General features: G+C 72.5%; 20 protein-coding genes. 17 read left to right on the top strand and 3 right to left on the bottom strand.

Features of this window, described 5'->3' with window-relative positions; genetic code table 11:
- The first annotated feature begins 363 nt into the window (after positions 1 to 363).
- From ACZ55U_RS04050 to ACZ55U_RS04005, 10 genes are all read left to right on the top strand, one after another.
- The gene (locus ACZ55U_RS04050) at positions 364 to 1239 is read left to right on the top strand and encodes an acetaldehyde dehydrogenase (acetylating) (protein WP_465522161.1); all 876 of its coding nucleotides are present in this window, start codon (positions 364 to 366) and stop codon (positions 1237 to 1239) included.
- Positions 1236 to 2249: a 4-hydroxy-2-oxovalerate aldolase gene (gene dmpG / locus ACZ55U_RS04045; protein WP_465522159.1), complete on the top strand. Its 1014-nt coding sequence runs from the start codon at positions 1236 to 1238 to the stop codon at positions 2247 to 2249. The genes ACZ55U_RS04050 and dmpG overlap by 4 nt, the downstream gene beginning before the upstream one ends.
- A gap of 43 nt (positions 2250 to 2292) precedes the next feature.
- Entirely contained in the window at positions 2293 to 3159 is an 867-nt protein-coding gene (locus ACZ55U_RS04040; RefSeq protein WP_465522157.1) for a cupin-like domain-containing protein, read from the top strand.
- Entirely contained in the window at positions 3159 to 4412 is a 1254-nt protein-coding gene (locus tag ACZ55U_RS04035; protein ID WP_465522155.1) for an 8-amino-7-oxononanoate synthase family protein, read from the top strand. The genes ACZ55U_RS04040 and ACZ55U_RS04035 overlap by 1 nt, the downstream gene beginning before the upstream one ends.
- Positions 4409 to 5365 carry an HpcH/HpaI aldolase/citrate lyase family protein gene (locus ACZ55U_RS04030; RefSeq protein WP_465522153.1) on the top strand — a complete coding sequence of 319 codons (957 nt, stop codon included), beginning with the start codon at positions 4409 to 4411 and terminating at the stop codon, positions 5363 to 5365. Before ACZ55U_RS04035 ends, ACZ55U_RS04030 begins: the two co-directional genes overlap by 4 nt.
- Positions 5362 to 6390, top strand: a complete 1029-nt coding sequence (locus ACZ55U_RS04025) for an ornithine cyclodeaminase family protein (RefSeq protein WP_465522151.1) — start codon at positions 5362 to 5364, stop codon at positions 6388 to 6390. Before ACZ55U_RS04030 ends, ACZ55U_RS04025 begins: the two co-directional genes overlap by 4 nt.
- On the top strand, positions 6377 to 7735 hold the full coding sequence (locus ACZ55U_RS04020; RefSeq protein WP_465522149.1) for a hypothetical protein: 1359 nt from the start codon (positions 6377 to 6379) through the stop codon (positions 7733 to 7735). Before ACZ55U_RS04025 ends, ACZ55U_RS04020 begins: the two co-directional genes overlap by 14 nt.
- Positions 7732 to 8259, top strand: coding sequence for a MaoC family dehydratase (locus ACZ55U_RS04015; protein ID WP_465522147.1), 528 nt, complete (start codon positions 7732 to 7734; stop codon positions 8257 to 8259). Before ACZ55U_RS04020 ends, ACZ55U_RS04015 begins: the two co-directional genes overlap by 4 nt.
- A gap of 48 nt (positions 8260 to 8307) precedes the next feature.
- The gene (locus tag ACZ55U_RS04010; protein ID WP_465522145.1) at positions 8308 to 9819 is read left to right on the top strand and encodes an aminopeptidase P family protein; all 1512 of its coding nucleotides are present in this window, start codon (positions 8308 to 8310) and stop codon (positions 9817 to 9819) included.
- Positions 9820 to 10009: 190 nt separating this feature from the next.
- A complete protein-coding gene (locus tag ACZ55U_RS04005) occupies positions 10010 to 10552 on the top strand; it encodes a hypothetical protein (protein ID WP_465522143.1) in 543 nt (180 codons plus the stop codon).
- A 142-nt stretch (positions 10553 to 10694) separates the two neighbouring features.
- Here ACZ55U_RS04005 and ACZ55U_RS04000 read toward each other — a convergent pair whose 3' ends face one another.
- From ACZ55U_RS04000 to ACZ55U_RS03990, 3 genes are read right to left on the bottom strand one after another with little or no spacing between them, the layout of a single operon-like run.
- On the bottom strand, positions 10695 to 11072 hold the full coding sequence (locus ACZ55U_RS04000; protein ID WP_465522141.1) for a nuclear transport factor 2 family protein: 378 nt from the start codon (positions 11070 to 11072) through the stop codon (positions 10695 to 10697).
- A gap of 14 nt (positions 11073 to 11086) precedes the next feature.
- Positions 11087 to 11563: an ArsR/SmtB family transcription factor gene (locus tag ACZ55U_RS03995; RefSeq protein WP_465522139.1), complete on the bottom strand. Its 477-nt coding sequence runs from the start codon at positions 11561 to 11563 to the stop codon at positions 11087 to 11089.
- A 30-nt stretch (positions 11564 to 11593) separates the two neighbouring features.
- Positions 11594 to 12823: an MFS transporter gene (locus ACZ55U_RS03990; protein ID WP_465522137.1), complete on the bottom strand. Its 1230-nt coding sequence runs from the start codon at positions 12821 to 12823 to the stop codon at positions 11594 to 11596.
- 324 nt (positions 12824 to 13147) lie between these two features.
- Here ACZ55U_RS03990 and ACZ55U_RS03985 point away from each other — a divergent pair, with 324 nt between their 5' ends.
- The 7 genes from ACZ55U_RS03985 (at position 13148) to ACZ55U_RS03955 (ending at position 19578) form a co-directional block, all read left to right on the top strand.
- On the top strand, positions 13148 to 13741 hold the full coding sequence (locus ACZ55U_RS03985; protein ID WP_465522135.1) for a TetR/AcrR family transcriptional regulator: 594 nt from the start codon (positions 13148 to 13150) through the stop codon (positions 13739 to 13741).
- A 306-nt stretch (positions 13742 to 14047) separates the two neighbouring features.
- Entirely contained in the window at positions 14048 to 14632 is a 585-nt protein-coding gene (locus ACZ55U_RS03980; protein WP_465522133.1) for a nuclear transport factor 2 family protein, read from the top strand.
- 272 nt (positions 14633 to 14904) lie between these two features.
- On the top strand, positions 14905 to 15879 hold the full coding sequence (gene rfbB / locus ACZ55U_RS03975; RefSeq protein WP_465522131.1) for a dTDP-glucose 4,6-dehydratase: 975 nt from the start codon (positions 14905 to 14907) through the stop codon (positions 15877 to 15879).
- Positions 15880 to 16029: 150 nt separating this feature from the next.
- Positions 16030 to 16899 carry a glucose-1-phosphate thymidylyltransferase RfbA gene (gene rfbA, locus ACZ55U_RS03970; RefSeq protein WP_465522129.1) on the top strand — a complete coding sequence of 290 codons (870 nt, stop codon included), beginning with the start codon at positions 16030 to 16032 and terminating at the stop codon, positions 16897 to 16899.
- On the top strand, positions 16896 to 17846 hold the full coding sequence (locus ACZ55U_RS03965; protein ID WP_465522127.1) for a DapH/DapD/GlmU-related protein: 951 nt from the start codon (positions 16896 to 16898) through the stop codon (positions 17844 to 17846). Before rfbA ends, ACZ55U_RS03965 begins: the two co-directional genes overlap by 4 nt.
- Complete coding sequence (locus tag ACZ55U_RS03960; protein WP_465522125.1) at positions 17843 to 19075, top strand: glycosyltransferase family protein; 1233 nt, start codon at positions 17843 to 17845, stop codon at positions 19073 to 19075. Before ACZ55U_RS03965 ends, ACZ55U_RS03960 begins: the two co-directional genes overlap by 4 nt.
- Positions 19075 to 19578, top strand: coding sequence for a hypothetical protein (locus tag ACZ55U_RS03955; RefSeq protein WP_465522123.1), 504 nt, complete (start codon positions 19075 to 19077; stop codon positions 19576 to 19578). The genes ACZ55U_RS03960 and ACZ55U_RS03955 overlap by 1 nt, the downstream gene beginning before the upstream one ends.
- Positions 19579 to 19580: the final 2 nt, after the last annotated feature.

Raw genomic sequence — 19580 nt, 5'->3', positions numbered from 1 at the left:
AATCACACGTCCACGCATCGACTTCCTCACGCTTCGCCTCCCGGTGGTCCACCGGCGGTGTCTGCCGTCGGCCGCGCCGGAGGCTGCGTGAACGAACCATGTCGACACACGATCCGGGATCGACCACGTCCCGGAGAGTCTCCTGAGTGTCTGCAGTCAGGGCTGCCGCGGAGCAGCCGCGCACATCGAAGGATGAGGGCAACGTTCAATGGGTACCTGCGAACCGGATGCGACGAGGCATGCCGGCACCACTCGCCGTCGCCTCACGCACCATCAGCCAAGCTGCCGCCCCGGGACCCACGGGGGCAGACCTTGAGTGCCGCGGCGGCTGTGCGCAGCCCCCGGCCACGGATCGCCGAGCCGGTGACCGTCGCCGTCATCGGGACCGGGGCGATCGGCCGGGACCTGGTGAGCAAGATCGACCGGTCCCCCGCGCTGGAGTGCCTGCTGGTCGCCGGACGCAATCCGGAGTCGGCCGGCCTGCGGTACGCCGAGGGCCTCGGCTACCCCACCACCGCCGGCGGCATCGAGGCCCTGCTGGCCGCCCCGCGCCCGTTCGACGTCGTCTTCGACGCCACCAGCGCGGCGGCCCACCGGGAGCACTGGCGGCTGCTCGAACCGCTCGGGACGCTGGTGATCGACCTGACGCCCAGCAAGGTGGGGCAGATGGTGGCGCCCACCGTGACCGGCGCGTCCACCACCGGGCGCAACGTCAACCTGATCAGCTGCGGTGGCCAGGCGTCCGTCCCGGTCGTGCACGCGCTCGCCGCGAGCTTCCCGGTGACGTACTTCGAGGTCGTCTCGACCGTGGCCAGCGAGGTCGCGGGCCGCGCGACCAGGATGAACCTGGACGAGTACGTGGCGACCACCGGTCACGCCGTCACGGCGTTCTCCGGTGTCGCCGACGTCAAGGCGATCCTCAACATCAGCCCGGCGGTGCCCCCGGCGACCTTCCGCACGGCCGTCCACGCCCGCATCGCCGACGCCGACCCGGCGGCGGTGCGCGCGGTGGTCGACCGGGTGGCCGAGCAGGTGCGCTCGTTCGCCCCCGGCTACCGGGTCATCGCCTGCACGGCGGCCTCGGACCTCGTGACGATCACCGTCGAGGTGACGGCGCACAGCGACGTGCTGCCGCCGTACGCCGGGAACCTCGACATCATCAACTCCGCCGCCGTCATGGTCGCCGAGCAGTACGCGGCCCGGCCCGACCGGGCGGCCCGGACGGGGGTGGCCTCGTGAAGCAGCTGCTGATCCACGACCCGACGCTGCGGGACGGCCAGCACGCCGTCCGCCACCGGCTCGGCGTCACGGCGCTGAGGCGCTACGCCGAGGCGGCCGACGCCGCGCGGATACCGGTGGTGGAGGTCGGCCACGGCAACGGGCTGGGCGCCTCCTCGCTCCAGGTCGGGAAGGCCGCGGTGAGCGACGACGAGATGCTGTCGACCGTCCGCGAGGCGCTGCGCGACAGCCGGATGGGCGTCTTCATGCTGCCCGGCTGGGGCACCTCCGAGGACCTGCGGCGGGCGATCGCCCACGGGGTCGACGTCGTGCGCATCGGCGTGCACGCCACCGAGACGTCCCTGGCCGAGCGCCACCTGGGCTTCCTGCGGGACGCCGGCGCCGAGGGCCACTGCGTCCTGATGATGAGCCATATGGCCACGTCCGCCGAACTGGCCGAGCAGGCCGCGCGGGCCGTCGGCTACGGGGCGCAGGCCGTGGGGATCATGGACTCCGCGGGGCACTTCCTCCCGGCGGACGTCACCGCGCGGATCTCCGCGATCGTCGAGGCGGTCGACGGCGTCCCGGTGATCTTCCACGGGCACAACAACCTCGGGATGGCCGTGGCCAACTCGGTGGCCGCCGCCGACGCCGGCGCGCTGATCCTCGACGGCTGCGCCCGGGGCTTCGGCGCGGGCGCGGGCAACACCCAACTCGAAGTGCTGGTACCGGTGCTGGAGCGCAGCGGGTACGCCACCGGGATCGACCTGTACGCGCTGCTCGACGCCGCCGACCTCGCCGAGCGCGAACTCATGCCGGCGCCGCCGGTGACGGCCTCGATGAGCATCGTCAGCGGCCTCGCGGGAGTGTTCTCCGGGTTCAAGCACCGGGTCGTCGAACTCTCCGCGGCCGCCGGGGTGGACCCGCGCGACGTCTTCTTCGAGCTCGGCCGGCGGCAGGCCATCGCCGGCCAGGAGGACCTGATCGTGGACGTGGTGGCGGAGCTGAGCAGCCGTGCGACCCGCGTCTGACGTGGCATCTGACGACTTCGAGAAGAAGGGCGGAGAAAGCGACATGGCAGTACCGGAGACCGCGTCCGGGCCGGACCGGACGGCGGGGGTGGAAGTCACCCGCCTGACGTTCGACCAGTTCATGGCCGTCGGCCCCGAGGGGCTGTACAAGGCCGACCGTCCCGTGGTGATCAAGCTCCCGGACAGCGTGCAGGGGCTCGGCCGCGACGAGGTGGCCGCCCGGCTGGCCGAGATGACCGTCACCCTGTTCAGCGAGCCCGGCGACAAGAACCACCCGGGCCGCTGGGAGACCCGCGACATCAAGCTCCGCGAGTTCTTCGCGGACGAGCGCCACCTCACCAACTCGGGCACCTGGCACCGGGTGGTGTCCAACATCCGCAGCAGCCCGGCCGACGTGAACGCCGTCATCGGCTTCGACGCCGAGGAGCTCTTCGGCTACGGCGACGCCCTGTACGCGGCCAACCTGTGGATCAGCCACCAGGGCGTCTTCACCAAGAACCACTTCGACGAGTTCGAGAACTTCAACATCGCGCTCGAAGGCCGCAAGCGCTTCATCATCGCTCCCCCCGGCGTCCGGGACTACTACCCGCGCTCGATCCTGCGCGGGTACGGCGACAAGTCCCGGGTGTTCGACCTCGACGACGTCGACCTGAAGCGCTACCCGAAGCTGGCGGCCAAGCTCGCCCAGCGCCGCGACTTCGTCCTCGAACCCGGCCACATGCTCTACCTGCCGCTCGGCTGGTGGCACCAGGCGGAGTCGCTGGACGACATGAACATCAACGTCAATTTCTGGCTCAAGTCCAAGAAGATCCTCCGCAGGCCGCACGTGCTGGGCGTCGCCCTGTACACGTACGCCTACCGGAGGCTCAAGGGCGTCTACAGCTACAAGCCCACCGAGGTGAACTCCTGATGAGCGACCGCAAGTCCATCACCCCCGCCCACCTGTACCGCAACAACGACAAGCTCATCGGCATCGGCAACGCCTTCTGGAACACGTCCTACGAGAACGGGGTCGCCGGCGTCGTCGGCGACCTCAAGGACGGCGTCTTCACGATGGCCGACGGCCACGAGTTCGTGAACTTCACGGTCTGCTCCTACCTGGACCTGGACACCCACCCCAAGGTCATCGACGGCGCGGTCGAGTCGCTGCGCCGCTTCGGCGTGCTGGACCACTGCATCCCGCGCACCCGCGTCCAGACCTCGGTCCTGCTGGAGCTGGAGGAGTCGCTCGGCGAGCTGTTCGGCGCGATGGTGATCAGCGCGCTGTCCACCGCCGCGGCCAGCACCGGCCTGCTCCCGCTGATCGCCTCGGGCCACCTCGGCAACGGCACCCGGCCGCTGATGGTCTTCGACAAGAACGCCCACGTCTCGATGGGCAACGCCAAGCCGGCCTGTGCCGACGAGACCGAGGTGGTGACCAGCAGGCACCACGACCTCGACTTCCTCGAGGACAAGTGCCGCACCTACGAGCGCGTCTGCTACGTGGTCGACGGCTCGGACAGCCTCGGCGGCTACGCGCCCGTCAAGGAGCTGGCCGAACTCCAGGAGAAGTACAACCTCCTGGTCTACTACGACGACTCGCACTCGCTGTCCGCATACGGAGAGCGCGGCATCGGCTACGTCCGCTCGCACGCCCCGATCCTGGACGAGCGGACCATCACCGTGGCGACCCTCACCAAGGGCTTCGGCGCCGGCGGCACGGCGATCCTGCTCGACGGCTACTCCGAGGACACCCGGCGCCTCATCGAGCGCTTCGCCGGCCCGCTGGGCTACTCGCAGAAGATGAACGCCGCCGCGGTCGGCGCGGCGATGGCCTCGGCCGAGATCCACCGCACCGAGGAGCTGGACCAGCTCCAGGCGAAGCTGCGCGCCAACATCGCGCTGTTCGACTCGCTGGTCAACACCGAGCAGGCCGAGGCCACCTTCCCGATCCGCGTCGTGCCGATGACCGACGAGACGGTCGTCGAGGCCGCCAAGAAGGTCTTCGCCGCCGGGTTCTACACCTCGCCGGTGTTCTTCCCGATCGTCGCCCGCGGCACCGCAGGACTGCGCGTGATGCTGCGGGCCGGCCAGACCGAGGACCAGATCCGGCGGCTGGCCGCCGCGCTGATCCAGGCCGGCGCGCTCCCGGCGGGGGCCGGGCCGCGGCCGGTGGCCAAGTGACCGGCGTGGCCCGGGCGGTACCACGCAGCATCCTGTACACCCCGGCCCTGTCGCTGGAGCGGGTGGTCAAGGCGTGGTCGTACGACGCCGACGTCCACCTGATCGACCTGGAGGACTCCGTCCCGCCCGCCGCCAAGCCGGCCGCCCGCGAGGTCTGCCGGGCCGCGCTGGAGAAGGCGCCGCGGCCGGCGAACGTCGCCGTGCGCGTCAACGAGCTCGGCGGCCTCGACGCGGTGCGGGACGTCCTGATGCTGGCGGACAGCCCGGTGAAGCCCGGCATCGTGCTGATGACGATGGTGACCTCGGCGGAGGAGGTCGACCTGCTGCGCCGGATGCTGGCCTCGGCCGGCGTCCACTCCGAGGTCTACGTGACGGTGGAGACGGTCGAGTCGGTCAGCCGGATCGACTCCATCGCGCGCGCCGCGGACGGCCTGGTGTTCGGCTCGGCCGACCTCGCCGCCACGATCGGGGTGGACATCAGCTGGGAGGCGATGCTGGCGGCCCGCCAGGCGATGGCACTGGCCTGCGCCCGGTTCGGGACGGCCTGCGTCGACACCGCCAACTACCGGCTCGCCGAACCGGACGTGCTCACCGAGGAGACCACCCGGGTGCGGGCGCTCGGCTTCCACGGCAAGGCGACGGTCCATCCGCGCGAACTCGACGTGATCAACCGGGTGTTGCGGGCCCGGCCCGACGAACTGGCGCTGGCGCGCCGGGTGACGGAGGCCGTGGCCGCGGCCGACGGCGGGATCGCCGTCGTGGACGGCAACATGGTCGGGCCGCCGTTCGCCCGGCGGGCGCGCGACACCGTCGCCCGCGAGGACGCCTGGGCGAGCCGGTTCGGCGGCGGCGGTTCGAGCGGTGACCGCGCGGGCGGCCACGGCGCGAGCGCCGGCCACGCGAGCGGCGGCGCGGGGAACCACGGCGCCGCCGGGAAGGGCGGCCAGGCATGACCGTCGCACCCGTCACCGTCGGCGCCGCCGACATGGCCGGCCCGCTGCCGATGACCCGCGTGATCGACGCGCTCGGCGAGATGTTCGTGGACCTGGCCGCCGGCCGGACCACCTCCCCCGCCCGGACCGTCGTCGAGCACGGCGACCAGCGCGTCCTGCTGGTCAGCCCCGCCGTCTGGGAGCGGCGCGGGGTGGGCAGCGTCAAGGTCACCACGCTCACCCCGGACAACCCGGGCCGCGGGCTGCCGCTGATCCACGGGATCGTCGCGCTCACCGACCTGGAGACGGGGCGGATCACCGCCCTGCTGGACGGCGCCGAGCTCACCGCCGTCCGCACCGGCGCCGTCGCCGCCCTGGCGACCCGCTGGTGCACCCCCGAGGACGCCGACGACCTCGCGGTGATCGGCGCGGGCGTGCAGGCCCGCGCGCTGATCCGGGCGGTGTCGGCGGTGCGCCCGGTCCGCACCGTCCGGATCCACTCGCGCACCCGCGCGGGCGCCGAGCGCCTCGCGGACTGGGTCCGGGCCACCGCCGCCGGGCCCGTCCGGGTGACCGTCCACGACAGCGCGCGGGAGGCGGTGGCCGGCGCGCCGATCATCTGCACGGCCACCTCCACCGACGACGCCACCCCGGTGGTCGAGGCCGGCTGGGTGGCCGCCGGGGCGCACGTGAACGTGATCGGCGGCACCCACCCGGACGCCGTCGAGCTCGACCCGGCCCTGCTGGCCGGGGCCGTGACCGTCGTCGAGGACCGGACCGCCGCGCTGGACGGCGCGGGCGAGGTCCGGGCCGCGCTGGCCGGCGGCCTGATCGGCGCCGAGGACCTGTGCGAGCTGGGCCGGGTGGTGAACGGCGAGATCACCGTCGCCGGGCGGACCTCGGTCCTGCGCACGGTCGGCATGGCCATCGAGGACACCGCCGCCGCGGTGGCGCTGTTCGAGCAGCACCGGGCGGCCGGGCGGGGAGCGGGCGAGCCCTCCGCCCCCGCGCCGCTCGGGGAGGGGGTGCCGGATGGACACGTATGAGGACCTCGGCGGGGCGAACGGCCACCCGTGGTTCGGGACGCACCGGCTGAAGCCCGCCGCACCGGCGGAAACGATCCGGCAGCTGCTGCGCCATGAGCTCCGGGACACCGGCTGGCCCTACCAGCCGGTGCTGCCCGCGGCGCCGATGGCGATCCCGCGCGCGTCCTACGCCGAGGTCTTCCGGGTCAGCATGGCGCTGGTCGAGCTGCTGCGCCGCACCGCCCTGGAGACCGGGCGCACCAACGCCGACCGGCTGGCGGCCTACGGCATGCCCGCCGAAGAGGACCGGCTGTGGATCGACGACGCCTTCGTCGAGGAGCGGTACGCCGACAGCGTGGTCCGCCCGGACCTGGTCATCGGGCCGGACGGGCCGCAGTTCGTGGAGTTCAACGTCAGCGGCGCGCTCGGCGGCGTGGTGGAGACGCGAAGCCGCCTGGCGGTGTGGAACGGCCTCCACGCCGACCCGGACGGCCGCCTCCCGTACCGCTCGCCGGACCCGCTCGCCGTCCGCGCCGGGATGTTCCGCGCGCTCGCCGCGGACCTGGCGCTGGCGCCGAGGGTGGCCGTCGTCGGCAGCTCCCGGGTGCCCGGGGTGGAGCCGCGGTACTTCGAGATGGAGACCGACTACTACAACAGCCACGGCCTGACCGCGCGCTTCTTCGAGCCGGAGGACCTCCACCAGGCCTGGGACTGCGCGCCGCACCTGCGCCTGCCGATCGGGCTGCGCAACTTCACCGTCCCGGACTGGCTGGAGGCGGGCATCGACACCGCCCCCGTCCAGGACGCCCTGGACAACGGCTGCGTGCTGGTGGGCACCCAGACGTCGACCTTCCTGCACAGCAAGCTCACCATGGGCCTGCTGTCGGAGGGGCGGCCCTGGATGACCGAGGGCGAGCGCCGGCTCGTCGAGCGGTACCTGCCGTGGACCCGGGTGCTCTCGGAGCGCAGGACCGAGCGCGAGGGCCGGCAGGTCGACCTGCTCCCCTTCGTGCTGGCGAACCGGGAGCAGCTGGTGCTCAAGGCCGCCCTCGGGGACTGCGGCAAGCAGGTGGTCCTCGGCCGCGAGGTCGACCAGGCCGCGTGGGAGTCCGCCGTCGGCGAGGCGCTCGCGAACGGCCCGAGCATCGTGCAGCAGTTCGTACGGCCCCGGAGCTGCAAGGTGTCGCTGGTCGTGGACGGCTCCGACGAGCCGCAGGACGTCGACGTCGCCCCGGTGCTGGGCCCGCTGGTGTTCGGCGGCCGCCCCGCCGGGCTGTTCTGCCGGTTCTACGGCGACGGCACCGCCGGGATCGTCAACGTCCGGGGCAACAGCAGCAGTTCAGACAACGTGATGGTGGCGATATGACGCTTCGGCGGGTCGGCGACAACGAGTACGTCGAGGAACACGGCGGGGACTACGAGGACTTCGAGCCCGGGATGGTGATCCGGCACTGGCCGGGCCGCACCCTCTCCGAGGCCGACAACACCTGGCTGACCCTGCTGACCATGAACCAGCACCCGCTCCACTTCGACACCCACTACGGCACCAACGCCGAGTACGGGAAGGTGCTGGTCAACAGCGGCATCACGCTGTGCCTGGTCGGCGGGATGACCGTGCAGGCGCTGTCGGCGCGGGCGGTGGCCAACCTGGGCTGGGACAGGGTCCGGCTGAAGGACCCGGTCTTCGTCGGGGACACCCTCTACGCGACCAGCCGGATCCTCGGCAAGCGGCTGTCCCGCTCCCGGCCGGGCCAGGGGATCGTCACGGTGGAGACGACGGGCACCAAGTCGACGGGAGAGACCGTCATCGTCTTCGAGCGGTCGTTCATGGTGCGCTGCCGCGAGCAGGCCGCCCCCGCGGGGGACGACCGGCCCGCGCAGGGCTCCTGAGCGGCCGTCACGCTCCACGTAATTGTTCGATATGACAGGATATTTGGCATGACCAGCGAGAATCAGCCCAAGGCCGGCCACCGGGACACCCCCGTCAGCACCGCGTTCCGGGAGTTCATGGCCTCGGGGTGGGCGTCCGACGACCGCTCCCCCGCGCCCCGCGCCGAGGTGGCCGATCACGCGGCCCGCCGGCGGGCGGCCCTGTCCCTGCGGTTCCCCGGCGAGCGGCTCGTCCTCCCGGCCGGCGGCCTGAAGGTGCGCAGCAACGACACCGACTTCACCTTCCGCCCGCACACCGCCTTCGCCCACCTGTCCGGGCTGGGCTCGGACGCGGAGCCCGACAGCGTCCTCGTGCTGGAGCCCGAGGACGAGGGCGGGCACCGGGCCGTGCTGTACTTCCGCCCGCCGGCGCCGCGGGACACCGAGGAGTTCTACACCGACTCCCGGTACGGGGAGTTCTGGGTCGGCTACCGCCCCACCATCGCCGACGTCGAGTCGCGGCTCGGCCTCACCGCCCGCCACGTCGACGAGTTGGAGGCCGACCTGGCGAAGGGCGACGCGGCCGCCCGGCTGCGCGTGGTCCGCTCGGCCGACGCGGAGCTCGCCGAGCTCGCCGACACCGTCCGCGCCCGGGCGGGCAGTTCCCTCACCGCCGAGGAGCAGCGGGAGGCCGACGCGGAGCTGGCCCGCGAGCTGTCCGGCATGCGGATCGTCAAGGACGAGTGGGAGGTGGGCGAGATGCGCAAGGCGATCGCCGCCACCCACAAGGGGTTCGAGGCGATCATCGCCACCCTGCCGGAGGCCGTCCGCAAGGGCCGCGGCGAGCGCTGGGTCGAGGGCGTCTTCGGCCTGTACGCGCGGCACGAGGGCAACGGGATCGGCTATGAGTCGATCTGCGCGGCCGGTGACCACGCCAACACCATCCACTGGACGAAGAACACCGGCGAGGTCCGCGAGGGCGACCTGATCCTGGTCGACGCGGGGATCGAGATCGACTCCCTGTTCACCGCCGACATCACCCGCACCCTGCCGGTGAGCGGCCGCTTCACGGACGTCCAGCGCAGGATCTACGACGCCGTCCACGCGGCGCAGCGGGCCGGCATGGAGGCGGTGCGGCCCGGCAACCGGTTCAGCGACATCCACGCCGCCGCGAACGAGGTGATCGCCCGGTACCTGTACGAGTGGGGCCTGCTGCCCGAGGGCGTCACCCTGGAGCAGACCCTCGACCCGGAGAACGGCGGCTGGCACCGCCGCTGGATGGTCCACGGCACCTCCCACCACCTGGGCATGGACGTGCACGACTGCCAGCTGCTGCTGCGCGAGGACTACATGGACGGCGAGCTGAAGCCGGGCATGATCGTCACCGTCGAGCCGGGCCTGTACTTCAAGGCGGACGACCTGCTGGCGCCGGAGGAGTTCCGCGGCATCGGCGTGCGCATCGAGGACGACGTGCTGGTGACCGAGGACGGCTACGAGAACCTGTCCGCCGCGATGCCGCGCGGCTCCCACGAGGTGGAGGAGTGGATCGCCCGGGTTTCGGGCGCCGCGCGCGGGCACTGACCGCGGCGGAGCGACGGATGCCGGGAGGCGGCTCCGGCGGGTGGTGTCCCCGCCCGCCGGAGCCGCCTCCCGGCGTCCGCGCACCAGTCGTGCGAACAACTCTTCGGTGCGATGGGGCGGATGTGCCATTCCGGGACCGATCGGCCGAATCGGGCCACCGCGGCCGCCGGAGCCCCTACTCTCTGATGCCGTGTCCGATACTCATCGTCACGCCGGAGGCGTCCTGCCCCCCGGCGTCCTCACCACCAGCTCCCGCAGCCTCCCCGACGGACTGCCGTTCCACGCGCACGCCGTCGCCGTCACGGCGCCGGACGCGGCGGCGCTGGCCGGCCTCCTGCTGATCCCGCGCTTCACGGCGTTCGTGACCGACCACGTCGGCGAGACGTACAGTCCGCTGCCGTACCTGCTGGCCTTCGAGGGCTTCGACCACATGGAGTGCGGCCACCACCTGCCGGTGGGCCTGCCCGGGGAGCCGGCGGACCGGAAGGGCTGGGCGCTGCGCCGCCGCCGGGAACAGGTGGAGGTCTCCCGCTACCGCAAGAGCCTCTTCCGGGGCCGGCCCGCCTCCTTCCCGGAGCGGGAGGGCGGCGAGGAGTGGTGGCGCGGGGCCGTCGCGCGGCAGGGCAGCGTGGTGGTCCTGATCCCCGACTCGACGCCGGTCGAGACCGATCCGGAGGCGGTCGCCGGGTCCGTCACCGGCTCCTGGGGCGTGCTGCCGGCCAGGAACTTCTGACCGGCTCCCGGGGCCTGCGACCGCTGCGACGGTCCGGCGCGCCGGTCCGCGGGCCGATCCGCGCGCCGGACGGAACGCGGCGGGGCCCGTACGGCACGACCGGGTGTGCCGTACGGGCCCCGCGTCAGGGGTTCGCGCTCGCTCAGTTCTTGGCGAGCTGCGCCGCGAAGATCGCGTGGTTGAAGTAGGCCTTGGCCTCCTGGATCAGCCCTTCGCTGTTCAGCTGGTAGACGTTGATCCCGGACCAGTTGACCGGCTTGCCGTCGGTGGAGACGGCCGCACCGTGCCAGGACACGGCGGTGAACTCACCGACGTTGTGGGCCTCCAGCGGGGTCAGGCCGAGGAAGGGGTCGAAGTTGGGGATGACGGACTTGATGAACGCCCGGATCGCCTCGCGGCCCTTGATCGGCTCGGTGCCCACCGGGTCGTGGAAGAGCGCGTCCTCGGCGAAGGAGTCGGCCCAGCTGTCGGCGTCGGCCTTCTGGGAGGCCTCGAAGAACTGCAGGACGGCCTTGGGCATGGCGGGAAGGGTCATCAACTTGCCTTTCTGTGTGGGCACTTCGTGATGGCTGCCGATCGGGCGGCGGGCCCGTCGGACAGGTCTGGTGGGGTGTCGGAGCCGGCGCCCGCGGGGTGGCGCGGGTGCAGCAGCTCGACCTTCTGCAACTCTTCGGCCCGAAGGCGGTAGTAGAGCCGGGTGCCCTCCCGCCGCCGGGTCAGCAGGCCGGAGTAGAGCAGGATCTTCAGGTGGTGGCTGATGGTCGGCCCCGACTGGTGGAAGAAGTCCAGCAGTTCCCCGACGCAGGCCTCGTGGGCCTCCCGGCCGAGCAGGATGGCCACGATCCGCAGTCGGATCGGGTCGCCGAGCGCCTTGAAGAGCGAGGCCAACTCGTCGTGCGGAGAGGCCGGTTCGTCGGGCGCCGCGGGCTCGGTCACGGCTGTCGCCCGGGCGCCGAGGGCGGGGCGGGCCATCCGCGGGAGGGGCGGGAGGGGACGGACGGGGTGGGTCATCTTCGCTCTCCTCGCGGGCGGGGAGCCGGTTCAGTCAGTCAGCGGATTGAGGCGGTCGTGGCGGCGCATCAGGGGTACGGTCGCCAGGCCGATGGCCGTGAGGACCGCCTGGACCACGCAGACCCCGGCCCAGCCGTAGGAGCCGAAGCAGGCGCTGGCCACCGCCGCCGAGAGCGCTCCGCTGAGGAAGACCGCGACCATGTAGACGGTGTTGGCCCGGCTGCGGGCGTCGGGGACGTAGGCGAAGATCCGGGCCTGGTTGGCGATCTGGCTCCACTGCACCCCGATGTTGGCCAGCACGATGGCCACGATCAGGGCGATCAGCACCGTGCCGCCCAGCGCGTAGGCGCCGGCCGAGACCAGGGTGAGCAGCAGGGAGGCGATGATGATCGGCTGGGCGCCCTTGCGGTCGATGTAGCGCCCGGCCCAGGGCGCCGTCACCGCGCCGGCCAGGCCCAGCACCCCGAACAGGCCGGCCACCGCGCTGCTGTAGCCGTAGTGGTCGTTCGTGAGCACCAGGACCAGGGTCGTCCAGGTGGCGCTGTAGGCGCCGAACAGCGCGCCGTGCAGCACACAGGCGTGCCGGACGGAGGGTTCGTCGCGCACCAGCCGGGGCAGCGAGGCCAGCAGGCTGGTGTAGCTCATCGCCGGGCGCGCGCCCTCCTTGGGCAGCAGGTAGACGGCGAGGGCGCCGGTGGCCGCGGTCAGCACGGCGGCCAGCAGGTAGACCGCCCGCCAGCCGGCCGCCTGCCCGACGGCGCCGCCGATCACCCGGGAGCCGACGATGCCGGTCATCAGGCCGATCTGGACGTTGGCGACCACCGCGCCGCGCTTCTCCGGGGGTGCGAGTTCGGCGGCCAGCGGCACCAGCACCTGCGGGATCACGGTGGCGGCGCCGATCGCGGCGGTGGCGGCGGCCAGCACCCAGAGCCCGGGCGAGGCGGCGGCCAGCAGCAGGAAGACGACGGTGACGCTCAGCATCACCCCGAGCAGCGGCCGCCGGCGCCGGACGTCGCCCATCGGGACCAGCAGCAGGATGCCGGCCGCGTAGCCGAACTGGGCGCAGGTGACGACGATGCCCGCCGAGGAGTGCGGGACCCCGAGGCTGTCGCTGAACAGCTTCAGCAGGGGCTGCGCGAGGTAGACGTTGGCGACGGTGGCCCCGCTGCACACCGCCATCACCAGGAACAGCAGCGGGCGGACGGTTGCGGCGCGGGGTGGCCCCGCGACGTCGCGGGGGAGAACCGGAGTGTCTGTCATGACAAGGTCCTTGGTCGCACGGAGATGCGGAAGGCGGATGGGGGTGAGCGGAGGATGGGGGTGAGCGGAGGGGTGAACGGCTGAGCGGCACCCGGGATCGCCGGGGAGGGACGGCCCCCCGGGCGTGGCGGGACGTGGCAGGGCGCACGGCTGACCGGGCGCTGCCGGATCCGGCAGCCGGTCCGCCGACGGCGTCACGGTCAATTTTCTACACCAACCAGATAGTTTATTCAACCGGTTGGTTTTTCCGGCTGGTCGGTATAAACTGATCAATCCCCCCTGCCCGACCGCCGCCCCCGCCGCCCGAGATCCGAGGATGGGCCCATGACCTCACGCTCCGAGCAGACCCGGAACCGGATCTACCAGGCCGCCCTGGCCGAGTTCGCCCAGTACGGCGTCGCGGGCGCCCGCGTGGACCGGATCGCCCGGGAGGCCCAAGCCAACAAGCAGGCCATCTACCTCTACTTCGGCGACAAGGAGACGCTCTTTGCCACGGTCCTCAAGCGGGCCCTGGGCGAGCTGGCGGCCGCCGTTCCGCCGCCGACCGCCGCGGGCACGGTGAACGTCACCGACTACATCGACCGGCTGTTCACCTACCACCAGGAACACCCCGAGGTGACCCGCCTGCTGCTGTGGGAGGCGCTGGAGTACGGCGACCGGCCCGTCCCCGACGAGGAGTCACGGCGGGAGCACTACCAGCAGAAGGCCGCCGACCTGAACAGCGTGCGCACCGCGGCCTCCGAGCAGATCACCGCCATCGACGCGCCGACCCTGCTGCTGATCTTCACCGGCCTCGTGGGCTGGCCGCTGGGCGTCCCGCAGGTCCGGCGCATGATCGTCGGCCAGGAGAAGGACGCCATGGACCGCGTGAAGGCCGCCGTCGTCGCCGCCGCCGTGGCCATCGCCGGCCAGAAGTAGGCCTGACCCCGGGCCCCGCGCCGGGGGTGATCTCCCCGGGCGCCGCCGGAACTTCCACCTTCGTCGAAAAGCTTGTCCGGAACCGGAACCGCTCGTACTTTTGAGCGGGCCTCACGGCACCGGCGGTTCCGCCGGCCGCAGGCCACCCATCGCCGCTCCCCGGAACCCCCGGGTCGAGCCCCCACCTGCCCGGACGCCCCCGCGGGGTCCCCCCGGCCCCGATTCCGGCAGCAGGCGGACACCCGACCGGGGAGCGGCGGCCCCGTGGTTCCCGGTCCATCGAGCGAGAGACAGGTGAGTCCCCCCATGAGTGCGACAGAACAGGTCCTGGTCGGACGACGCAAGGCCCTCGGTTTCGGCGCGCTGCTGGGCGCCGGAGCACTGACCGGCACGCTGTCCGCCGCCCAGCCGGCCGCCGCGGCCCCCTCCGTCCCGGCCGCGCCCTCCGTGCCCGACGCCGCCCAGGACCGCACCCACCACCAACTGCCCGGCCACTATGCCGGGTTCCCCGCGATGCCGGCCTCGCTGCTCCGGTTCTTCGCCGCCTCCCAGCGGGCCGACGCCGACGCCTGGGCGGACGCCTTCGCCGTGAACGCGGTCTTCCGCGACCCGGTCGGACAGCCGCCGATCACCGGCCGCGCCGCCATCCGGGCCCGGATCGCCTCGATCCTGCCGAACTTCCGCCCGTTCCTGGGCATCACCCCGCTCGACGCCCACGCCACCGCCGACTTCGTCGCGGTCTCCTGGCGCGGCGCGGCGGTGACGCTCTCCGACCGCCCGGTCAACTGGTCCGGGATCAACGTCTTCCAGCTGGATTCCGCCGGACTGATCAAGGAGTGCTCGGCCTACTTCGAATACTCCGTCTTTCAGGCCCAGCTCGACCCGAAATAACGGTCGGCAATTGACCGTGCACCCCCCGGAACGACCCCGAAGCTCCCGCGGCTCCCCCCGCGGGAGCTTCGTACTTTCCGGCCGCTTTTCAGGCATTCCCGGTATCTGGACGGTAGGTCGACGGTAGGGCGGAAGAACGTTCTGCTGTTTCTATAGGACCCGCCCCTGAGGAACTGCCGCGGGCCTCGACCGGCGCGCCATCGCCGCCGCGCCCCGCCCGGTCGGCACCAGGGACCTTCGCCCTCTCGACAGCGACCGGAGGAGCCTTCCCCATGCACATCCTGGTGACCGGTGGTGCCGGATTCATCGGCAGCAACTACGTCCGCCGCCTGCTCGCCGGCGACCTCGGTTCCGATGTGACCGGAGTCACCGTTCTCGACAAACTCACCTACGCCGGAAACCTGCGGAATCTGGATCCGGTCTCCGGCGACGGCCGACTGCGATTCGTCCAGGGCGACATCGCCGACGAGACGCTGGTGCCCAAGCTGGTCTCCGAGGTCGACGCGGTGGTGAATTTCGCCGCGGAATCCCACGTGGACCGCTCGATCGGAAACTCGACCGAGTTCGTGCACACCAACATCGTCGGCGCGCACAACCTGCTGCGCGCCGCCCTCCAGGAGGGCCTCCCCCGCTTCGTCCACGTGTCCACCGACGAGGTGTACGGCTCGATCGCCGAGGGCTCCTGGACGGAGGAGTGGCCGCTGGAGCCCAACTCCCCCTACGCCGCCGCCAAGGCCAGTGCCGACCTGCTGGTGCGCTCGTACGCCCGCACCCACGGCCTGAACGTCAGCATCACCCGGTGCAGCAACAACTACGGCCTGTACCAGTTCCCCGAGAAGGTCATCCCGCTGTTCGTCACCACGCTGATGGGCGGCGGCACCGTCCCGCTGTACGGCGACGGCCTGAACGTGCGCGACTGGCTGCACGTGGACGACCACTGCCGGGGCATCCAGCTGGTGCTGGAGCAGGGCGCCCCCGGCGAGGTCTACAACATCGGCGGCGGACGGGAGTTGACCAACCGCGAGCTCACCGACGTGCTGCTGCGCGCGATGGGCCGGGACTGGAGCTCGGTGCGCACCGTCGCCGACCGCAAGGGCCACGACCGCCGCTACTCGCTCGACGACGGCAAGCTGCGCCGCCTCGGCTACCGCCCGCAGGTCACCTTCGAGGAGGGCATCGCGAGCACCGTCGCCTGGTACCGCGACAACGCCGACTGGTGGCGGCCGCTGCTGGCGAACGCCGCCTGATCCCGAGCGCGTTCACGAACGACGACGAACGGCGACGAACAGGACCGAACACCGAACAGGACCGACCAGGACCGAACAGCGCCACCGCACCGCCGTACGACGCGAAAGACGAGCACCTCCGCACGCCTGTACAGCAGAAGGGAAGAGTTCATGCGCGGCATCATCCTCGCCGGCGGGTCGGGCACCCGGCTGCGTCCGCTGACCAGCGTCCATTCCAAGCAGCTTCTGCCCGTCTACGACAAGCCGATGGTCTACTACCCGCTCTCCGTGCTGATGCACGCGGGGATCCGGGAGATCCTGCTCATCTCCACCCCGCAGCACCTCGACGTCTACCGCGACCTGCTCGGCGACGGCGCGGACCTCGGCATCCAGCTGAGCTACGCCGTGCAGGAGCACCCCGGCGGACTGGCCCAGGCCCTGCTGATCGGCCGCGAGTTCGTCGGCGACCAGGACCTCTGCCTGGTGCTGGGCGACAACATCTTCTACGGCCACGAGCTGCCGACCATGCTGCGCCGGGAGGTCGAACGGCTGGAGGGCTGCACGCTGTTCGGCTACCCGGTCAGCGACCCGGAGCGCTACGGCGTGGCCGAGACCGACGAGAACGGCGCGATCGTCAGCCTGGAGGAGAAGCCCGCCCGCCCCAAGTCCAACCTGGCCGTCACCGGCCTGTACATGTACCGCAACGAGGCCCTGGACCGGGCCGCCCGGCTCACCCCGTCGGCCCGCGGCGAACTGGAGATCACCGACCTCAACCTGACCTACGTGCGGGAGAACCGGGCCCGGCTGGTCAACCTCGGGCGCGGCTCGGCCTGGTTCGACACCGGCACCCACGACAGCCTGCTGGAGGCCTCGACCTTCGTGCAGATCCTGGAGAAGCGCCAGGGCATCCGGATCTCCTGCGTCGAGGAGGTCGCCTACCGGATGGGCTTCATCGACCGGGAGCAGCTCGCCCTGGCCGGCAAGCGGCTCTCCGCCTCCTCCGGCTACGGCCAGTACCTGCTAGAGCTGGCCGGCGCATGAGCCCGCTGAGCGGCACGACGCGCCAGGACACCGCGCCGCACCCCACCGCGCTGGTCGAGGCCCGCACCCACGTCCTCGGCTCGGCCGTGGACGCGGGGTGCTGGGTCCGCCGGGGGGCCCGGCTGGAGGACACCACCCTGGCCCCCGGCGTCTTCGTCGGGTTCCGCAGCGAGATCGCCGCCGCCGACCTGGGCGCCGGGGCCATGGTCGCCTCCCTGGCCCGGATCGGGGCGGCGGGCGGAGCCCGGGTCACCGTCGGTCCCGGCGCCTGGATCGCCGCCCGGGCCGTGGTGGCCCCCGGCGTCCGGGTGGGCGCGGGCGCGGTGGTCGCGGCCGGCGCCCAGGTCTTCGGGGACGTCCCCGAGGACACCATCGTGGTCGGCCGCCCGGCCCGGTTCCTGCGCCGCCGCACGGTCACCGAGGACGGACTGCCGGACATCGCGCCGGTCCTCGCCCTCGTCCGCCGCCGCGGCCTGCGCCAGGTCGCGCTGCCGGAGAGCTGGCAGGTGGGCCTGGGCGGGCTGCTGGACGCCGAGTTCGACGGCGGCCGGGACGTGCGGATCGGCGCCGGGCTGATCGCCCTCGGCCGTCCCGACGGGCCGTCGCCGCTGGGCGGCATCAGGCTCGGCAGCGGCGTGCGGATCGGCGCCCGCGCCGTCCTGGAGGGCGGCGGCGGGATCTCGGTCGGCGCCCGCACCGTCCTGGGCTCCGACCTCCAGATCCTCTCCAGCGGCCACGACCTCGACCGCCGCTCGCTGCCCTGGCAGCCCGGCCCGGTCTCGATCGGCGCCGACGCGCGGATCGGCGCCGGCGTGACCGTCATCGGCCCCTGCGCGATCGGCGACCGGGCCCGGGTGACCGACGGCGCGATCGTCGTGGCCGACGTCCCGGCCGGCGCCACCACCTCAGGAGTACTCACCCTTTCCGACTCGAGGAGCTCACGATGAGGATCCTGTTCGCTCCCGCCGCCACCGGCTCCGGGCACAACATGCGCGTGCTGTCGCTGGCCCGGGAGATCCGCGAGCTGCGCCCCGACGCCGAGCTGACCGTACTGCTCGGCTCCCTCCAGTCGACCTTCACCCCGATGTTCACCGACGCCGGCGTGACGGTCGTGGACCTCGCGGCGGGCCGGGCGGTGGACTACGCGACCAAGAGCAACCTCGGGCGCCGGATGGACTGGCCCGGCTACATCGGCGGCTACCTCGCCCCGGCCTTCGTCAACGGTGAGCGCATCCTGCGGTACCTGGCCCTGATCCAGGACCAGCGGCCGGACCTGGTGGTCAGCGACTACAACATGTCCGCCAGCATGGCCGCCGCCATCCTGCGCACCCGGCACGCCCTGGTCACCGAGCGGTACGACTTCACGCTGTACCAGCTGGACGACCGGACCCTCGTGGACGGCGGCTTCGACATCGAGCCCGAGGACCTGCGGCACGGCCGCAACGCGCTGCACGCCTGCTTCCAGTGGATCGTCGAGGACGCCGAGGTGGTCCTCACCGACAAGCCGCTGGTCCCCGAGCTGGACGAGGGCACCGCGGTGGCCCGGGCGCTGCGCCCCGGCGGCAACGCGGTGTTCACCGGCCCGATGGTGCGCCGGGTCCCGCCGCCCGCCGACGGCGCCAAGGTCCGGGCCGACCTCGGGATCCCGGAGGGCCCGCTGATGGTCGGTTCGGTGGGCGGCACCACGATGTTCCTGGAGAACAAGCGGAAGGTCATCGACTGCTACCTGGCGGCCTACGAGCTGCTCCGCGAGACCCACCCCGACCTCCAGTTCGTGCTGCTGGGCCGGGAGCCCGTCCCGGCCCCCGAGTCGGTCGTCCAGCTGCCCTACCTGCCGGAGTGGATGCCGCTGCTGCGGGAGTCCAACGTGCTGCTGTCCGCCCCCGGGTGGATCACCGTCACGGAGGTGGCCGCGATGCGCATCCCGACCGTCTTCGTGCTCGGCAGCCTCGGCGAGTACCACGAGGTGGAGGCGGCGCGCCGGCTGGAGCACCTGGGCTTCCCCACCCACGTCGAGCCCACGCCCGCCGAACTCGCCGACAGCGTGGCCCCGTTCCTCGCGGGCCGCCCCGACCCCAGTGCCCCGACCGTCGGCCAGCTCGCGATCGCCCCCAACGGTCCGGGCACCCAGCTGGCGGCCCGGCACCTGGTGGCGGCCGCGTCCGGCGCCCGCTGATGGCCGTGCCCGCGGCCCTCGGCCTGCACGCCGCCGCCCGCATGCTGCTCGCGGGCGACGGCTCGACCACGGTGATGCTGGAGGCGATGCTGAACCGCCCGCTGTCGGTGTCGGTCTCCCTCCAGCGCCGCGTCGACGCCCGCCAGGCCCCACCCCAGGCGGTCGCGGCGCTCGGTCTGGGCCGCGGGCACACCGTGATCGAGCGCCACTCGGCGCTGGTCACCGACGAGGACGACGTGGTCAGCCGCAACCTGGTGGTCTTCCCCGCTCCCCCACGCGGGTGGACCGCCTCGGCCGAGGACCCCATTCCGCTCGGCCACCGGCTGCGCGCCGCCCGGACCCTCCAGCACCGCCGCCTGCTCGGGAGCGGAAGCGACCGGTGGGCCCCCCACGACGAGCGGTGCCTCTACAAGGAGTACCTGATCCACAGCGAGGACGGTGCCCGCCTGTACGTGCACGAGCGCTTCAACCCGCGGTACGTCCCCCTTCCCGACAGCCTCTGACA

It is taken from the genome of Kitasatospora sp. NPDC034533, from assembly GCF_055575155.1.
The sequence above is the reverse complement of the archived record's forward strand: the minus strand, read 5'-3'. Positions and strand labels throughout refer to the sequence as shown.

What these genes read in the sequence shown, in the direction of transcription:
- ACZ55U_RS03960 (WP_465522125.1), top strand. Translation starts at nt 17,843, where the DNA reads ATGAGGATCCTGTTCGCTCCCGCCGCCACCGGCTCCGGGCACAACATG.
- rfbA (WP_465522129.1), top strand. Translation starts at nt 16,030, where the DNA reads ATGCGCGGCATCATCCTCGCCGGCGGGTCGGGCACCCGGCTGCGTCCG.
- ACZ55U_RS03985 (WP_465522135.1), top strand. Translation starts at nt 13,148, where the DNA reads ATGACCTCACGCTCCGAGCAGACCCGGAACCGGATCTACCAGGCCGCC.
- rfbB (WP_465522131.1), top strand. Translation starts at nt 14,905, where the DNA reads ATGCACATCCTGGTGACCGGTGGTGCCGGATTCATCGGCAGCAACTAC.
- ACZ55U_RS03955 (WP_465522123.1), top strand. Translation starts at nt 19,075, where the DNA reads ATGGCCGTGCCCGCGGCCCTCGGCCTGCACGCCGCCGCCCGCATGCTG.
- ACZ55U_RS03980 (WP_465522133.1), top strand. Translation starts at nt 14,048, where the DNA reads ATGAGTGCGACAGAACAGGTCCTGGTCGGACGACGCAAGGCCCTCGGT.
- ACZ55U_RS04020 (WP_465522149.1), top strand. Translation starts at nt 6,377, where the DNA reads ATGGACACGTATGAGGACCTCGGCGGGGCGAACGGCCACCCGTGGTTC.
- ACZ55U_RS04040 (WP_465522157.1), top strand. Translation starts at nt 2,293, where the DNA reads ATGGCAGTACCGGAGACCGCGTCCGGGCCGGACCGGACGGCGGGGGTG.
- ACZ55U_RS04015 (WP_465522147.1), top strand. Translation starts at nt 7,732, where the DNA reads ATGACGCTTCGGCGGGTCGGCGACAACGAGTACGTCGAGGAACACGGC.
- ACZ55U_RS04000 (WP_465522141.1), bottom strand. Translation starts at nt 11,072, where the DNA reads ATGCCCAAGGCCGTCCTGCAGTTCTTCGAGGCCTCCCAGAAGGCCGAC.
- ACZ55U_RS03965 (WP_465522127.1), top strand. Translation starts at nt 16,896, where the DNA reads ATGAGCCCGCTGAGCGGCACGACGCGCCAGGACACCGCGCCGCACCCC.
- ACZ55U_RS04025 (WP_465522151.1), top strand. Translation starts at nt 5,362, where the DNA reads ATGACCGTCGCACCCGTCACCGTCGGCGCCGCCGACATGGCCGGCCCG.
- ACZ55U_RS04035 (WP_465522155.1), top strand. Translation starts at nt 3,159, where the DNA reads ATGAGCGACCGCAAGTCCATCACCCCCGCCCACCTGTACCGCAACAAC.
- ACZ55U_RS03990 (WP_465522137.1), bottom strand. Translation starts at nt 12,823, where the DNA reads ATGACAGACACTCCGGTTCTCCCCCGCGACGTCGCGGGGCCACCCCGC.
- ACZ55U_RS03995 (WP_465522139.1), bottom strand. Translation starts at nt 11,563, where the DNA reads ATGACCCACCCCGTCCGTCCCCTCCCGCCCCTCCCGCGGATGGCCCGC.
- ACZ55U_RS04010 (WP_465522145.1), top strand. Translation starts at nt 8,308, where the DNA reads ATGACCAGCGAGAATCAGCCCAAGGCCGGCCACCGGGACACCCCCGTC.